This window comes from Actinoplanes sp. DH11, from assembly GCF_020873875.1.
Taxonomy (GTDB): domain Bacteria; phylum Actinomycetota; class Actinomycetes; order Mycobacteriales; family Micromonosporaceae; genus Actinoplanes.
In genome coordinates, this window is the sequence record NZ_JAHWGU010000002.1 from 275,224 (window position 1) to 279,475 (window position 4,252).

General features: G+C 72.8%; 4 protein-coding genes. 3 read left to right on the forward strand and 1 reads right to left on the reverse strand.

All coding sequences use genetic code 11. From position 1 onward, the window contains the following. Positions 1-519: 519 nt before the first annotated feature. The gene (locus LPA41_RS04380; RefSeq protein ID WP_229068472.1) at positions 520-1,197 is read right to left on the reverse strand and encodes a hypothetical protein; all 678 of its coding nucleotides are present in this window, start codon (positions 1,195-1,197) and stop codon (positions 520-522) included. Between the two features lie 168 nt (positions 1,198-1,365). Here LPA41_RS04380 and LPA41_RS04385 point away from each other — a divergent pair, with 168 nt between their 5' ends. The 3 genes from LPA41_RS04385 (at position 1,366) to LPA41_RS04395 (ending at position 4,126) form a co-directional block, all read left to right on the forward strand. Beyond that, entirely contained in the window at positions 1,366-1,692 is a 327-nt protein-coding gene (locus LPA41_RS04385) for an STAS domain-containing protein (RefSeq protein ID WP_229068473.1), read from the forward strand. Next, positions 1,682-2,725 carry a hypothetical protein gene (locus LPA41_RS04390; protein ID WP_229068476.1) on the forward strand — a complete coding sequence of 348 codons (1,044 nt, stop codon included), beginning with the start codon at positions 1,682-1,684 and terminating at the stop codon, positions 2,723-2,725. Before LPA41_RS04385 ends, LPA41_RS04390 begins: the two co-directional genes overlap by 11 nt. Positions 2,726-2,872: 147 nt before the next feature. Continuing rightward, positions 2,873-4,126 (forward strand): MFS transporter, encoded by a 1,254-nt coding sequence (locus LPA41_RS04395; RefSeq protein ID WP_229068477.1) that lies wholly within the window; start codon positions 2,873-2,875, stop codon positions 4,124-4,126. The last annotated feature ends 126 nt before the right edge of the window (positions 4,127-4,252 follow it).

Consider the following 4,252-nt stretch of genomic DNA (forward strand, 5'->3'; position numbering starts at 1 on the left):
GGCCTCGGAACGAGCGGTCGCCCCCAGGCCAGTGGCAGCCCTCAAGCCAGTGGCAGCCGCCGAGCGAGCGGGCGCTTCCGAGCGGGTGCCGGTCGCGCCCTGCTCGGCGGCCGCACGGTTCCCGACTGTTCCGTACTGCGAATCGGCGCGCGCAGCGGTGCCCGCGGCGGCGGGCGCGAGCAACCCGATCAGCGCCGCGGCGACAGCCCCTCGCCGCCCCAGGCCACCAGCGGTTCGGTCACAGTGAGCGTTGTATCGATCTCGTTCGGTAGTCACCCCCGGCACCGTAGCGATCACGCTCAGCACCCGTCCGACTTGTCCACCCGGTTCATCCGGCCGGGTGGTCCTCGATTTGAGCAAAGCCCTTCACCGCATCCGGTTTACCGATAAACCGCCGCGCCATTGACCGGTAAACCTCCGCGAGGTTGACCGGTCAACCCGCGCAGCGTTGACCGGTCAACCCAGAGGGCGGTGGGCCCATAGGCTCTGGGACCGCAGCTCGCGAGCGCTCGGAAGCGGTCAGCCGACCCGTTCGATCACGGCGCGCCTGATCAGGAACTTGCCGGGCTCGCGGACCTCTTCGAAGGCCGCGTTGTTGAGCAGGATGCAGCTGCCCGACGTGGTCGCCACGGTCACCGTGATGCTCTTGCTGTTGTCGAGGTTCGTGACCTTCAGCCGGGTACCGATCGGAAGCGTTCCGCTGGACGCCGCCGGTGCGCCGCCCTCACCGGAAAGGGTGACCGTCGAACCGGCACAGACAACCTCGCCGTCGCCGCCCGCTCCCTCAGCCGGGGCCTCTTCGCCGGGCGCCTCCTCCGCGGGGCCTTCCTCGGCAGGCGGCGCTTCCGCCTCCCCGTCAGCGGCCGGCGGCTTGGCGGGCTGCTCAGCCGGCGGCTTGGCGATCGGGGCGCCGCCGCAGCCGCCCTGCGCCTTCTGCACGTTGATCAGGTCGAGCACGGCCTGCCGGTTCGCCAGGATCGACTCGGTCTGTGCGTTGGGCTTGGCGCGCTGCTCGGCCATGTACTCCTGCGTTGCCCGGATCTGCTCGTCCAGCCCGTCGCAGAACGTGGAGGCGTTGCTCATGCCGGTGCCGACCGCGACGCCGCCACCGACCACGGCCGCCGCTACCAGCCCGATCACGATTTTGCGGTTGCGTCCACTGAAGCCGCTGCCCGGCCGCCTGTACGTGCGTCTCATGCCCGCTTGTACGCGAGCAAGGTCATCAGCGGATCGGGAGGCGATCCTTAAACAACCTTAAATCGAGCGACCCGCTGCGCCGGGTCACCCTGCGTGACGTGCCGGTCGGTGGGAGGCCGCGGGACCCCTCGCCGGGCGGGCGTGGCGCGGGGCGGATACGGTCGTGGCATGTCGGGCAGCGCGTTGATCATGTATGAGACCAGCAGTGACGGCATCACGCTTCGTGCCGCGCTCGCCGGTGACCTGGACCTCGCGGACGCCGACGAGGTGCGGGACAACCTCGCGGCTGCCGCACAGGCCTCCCCCTGCCAGTTCCTCCAGGTGGATGTCTCGCGGGTGGACCTGATCGACTCGTACGCCCTCGGTGCCCTGATCAGCGCCCGCAACACCGCCGCGGCGGCAGGCGTCACGCTCACGCTGATCAACCCGTCGCCACCGGTGGCCAAGGCGATCAAGGTGACGGGTCTGTCCGCCGCCTTCGGGCTTGACGACTGATCGGATGTCGACGGCCGACGGGGACGTGGCGTGGTATGAGCGGATGCTCGAGGACCGGCCGGATCTGGCCGACGTGCCGTGGTGCTGGACGGTCGTCCAGCCGCTGACCGGACCGGTCACCGTGGCGGAGGTCGTCCGGCGGCTCGGCGGGGATCCGGCGGGCATCGAGCAGCGTGCCGGCTGGGACTTCGACGAGGCTGCCGGGACGCTGCACCTGCGGCAGGCGGGGTCAGCCGTGGTGCTGTGGCAGACCGCGGGCGACGAAGGCGTACGCGATGAGGCTCTGCGGTGGTTGTCCGACGGGGCTTCGGTGCACAGCTCGTGGTGGAGCGACGCCAACGGGCGCGGTTCCCTGTGTTACGCCGCGTTCGGCCTGGTGCTGACCCGGCTGGAAGATCTCGGCGACGACCAGCCCGCCGGGGAGCAGCCCACGGCCCTCGACCAGGATCGCGCCGCGTTGCGCGACGACCTCGAGCACCGGGCCCAGCTGGCGTTCGTCGAGCGGCGTACCGGCATCCGGCTGGATCCGGCCTGGCTGGACCAGCCGCACGCCACGGTGGTGATCCGGACGCCGATCCCGGACGATCCGCGGCCGCCGGGGCTGTTCGGTTCGGCGGACCCGGACCTGACGGCCATGCTGCTGGGCGCCGGCGACGCCACCCGGCGCGAGGCGTTGTGGTGGCTGCTCGATGCGCTCGCCGACGACCAGGATCTGCGTGGCGAGCCCGCGGTCGGTGCCGTGCTGGCCGCGTTGCCGCAGGCCTGGCCGACCGGTACGGACCTGCCGGCGCAGCTGAGTTCGCTGCGCGCGCGGCTGAACCGGGACGTCGACGCCAGCCCGGGCATGTCCCCCGAGCGCTGGCGGCACTACTACCGCATGCGCGCGGCCGAGGCGTTCGCGGCGGCGGCGACCGGCGCCGGCTCCTACCCGACGGACGCGTTCTGGTACGCCCAGCAGGCGTTGCCGGAGCGGTGGCCGGCCGTCCGGGCCGAACTGTGGCGACGGGCCCGGCACGAGCGGCTGAGCGGCTGAGCGCGCCCCTCCGACGGGGGATCGCTCGCTTGGGTGGGTGGTGGGTAGCGGCGATCGGCACGGCGTTCGTTGGGCCGGCACCGCCTGTTCGCGCCATGGCCGACTCCCCGCCCAGCGCGGCACACCTGTTCGCCGGACCCTGATTCGATGCGCGGTGACACTCAGCCGGTAGGGCAACGACTCGCCTTTTCTCTGCTCCGGGTAGCCACCACCGTGGACACCTTGGGCATGAGCGTCGCCGTGGTGGCCCTGCCGATGGCGGCCGTCACCGTGCTGGGCGCGGATGCCGGCCAGGTGAGCGTTCTCGCCGCGGCGGTCTGGCTTCCCGCGCTGCTGTTCGGACTTCCCGCCGGCGCGGCCGCCGACCGTCTGGCGCCCCGCACGCTGATGCGTGTGGCAGACGGGGCGCTGGCGCTTCTGCTGTCCGCGGTCGCGTTCGCCGCCTGGCTCGGCTCGCTGACCCTGCCGTTGCTCGTCGGCACGGCGTTCGTCGCCGGCGGTCTCGCCGTGGTGGCCGCGGCCGCGTACCGGACGGTGCTGCCCGCGGTGGTCCCCTTCGAGCGGCTGCCGATGGCAACGGCTCGCTTGCAGGGCAGCGAGTGGACTGCCCGCGTCATCGGTGCGGCGGTGGCCGGCGTCGTGACGCAGGTTGCCGGCGCGGCCGGCGGACTACTGATCTGTGCGGCGGCGGCCATGATCGCCGTGACGGCGGTTTCCCTGATGCGGCCTGCATACGGCACGGCCCGGCCCGCGACCGGCGCCAAGGAGCGGCCGGGCGGGCCGGCAGCCGGACTGCGGCTGCTGATCGCCGACCCGCTGCTGCGCGCGGTGACCGTCTTCGGCGCCGGATCGGCACTGGGCCGGGCCATGGTGCAGGCGGTGCAGGTGGCGTATCTGCTTCTGCAGGTCCAGCTCTCCACCGCAGCCACCGGCCTGTTGCTGAGCGTGGCCGGCGTCGGCGGTATCCTGGGGGCGTTGCTGAGCCCGCGTCTCGGTCGCCGGCTGGGTACGGCACGGGCGTTGGTACTGGTGCAGCTGGCCGGCGTGCCGTTGATGGCGTTGATGCCGCTCGCCGGGTCGGCGGCGAGCACGCCACTGTTCGCCGTGGGCGCGCTGGCCGGTGGCTTCACGTTGGTCGCCGGGAATGTGACAGTCGCCGGCTTCCGGCTGACCTATTGCCCACCGGAGATGCTCGGCCGGGTCAGCGCCGGGATGATGACGCTGACCTACGGTGCGATGCCGCTCGGAGCGCTGATGGCCGCCGCGGTGTCCGCCCTCGGGGACGCGCGGGCCGCCTTGGGCGCCGGTGTGGCGGTGCAGTTTCTGGCGGCGGCCGGATTGGCGGCCGGTCCGCTGCGCGGGCGGCGCGACTTCCCGGTCCGCCAGCCGGCGGCAGTCTGATCGTGCTCCCGCCACCCGGCGGCCGTCTGACCGCACTGGCGGGCCGGCCGGGAGCCCGGCCCGCCGGGCCCGTCACGCCGGGCCGCGGACGGGATGCGCGGCCCGGGACACGAGCCCGCAACCGGC

Bases quoted from the DNA above. Each gene is read 5' to 3' on its own strand.
- LPA41_RS04385 (WP_229068473.1), top strand. From the start codon at position 1,366: ATGTCGGGCAGCGCGTTGATCATGTATGAGACCAGCAGTGACGGCATC.
- LPA41_RS04395 (WP_229068477.1), top strand. From the start codon at position 2,873: ATGCGCGGTGACACTCAGCCGGTAGGGCAACGACTCGCCTTTTCTCTG.
- LPA41_RS04380 (WP_229068472.1), bottom strand. From the start codon at position 1,197: ATGAGACGCACGTACAGGCGGCCGGGCAGCGGCTTCAGTGGACGCAAC.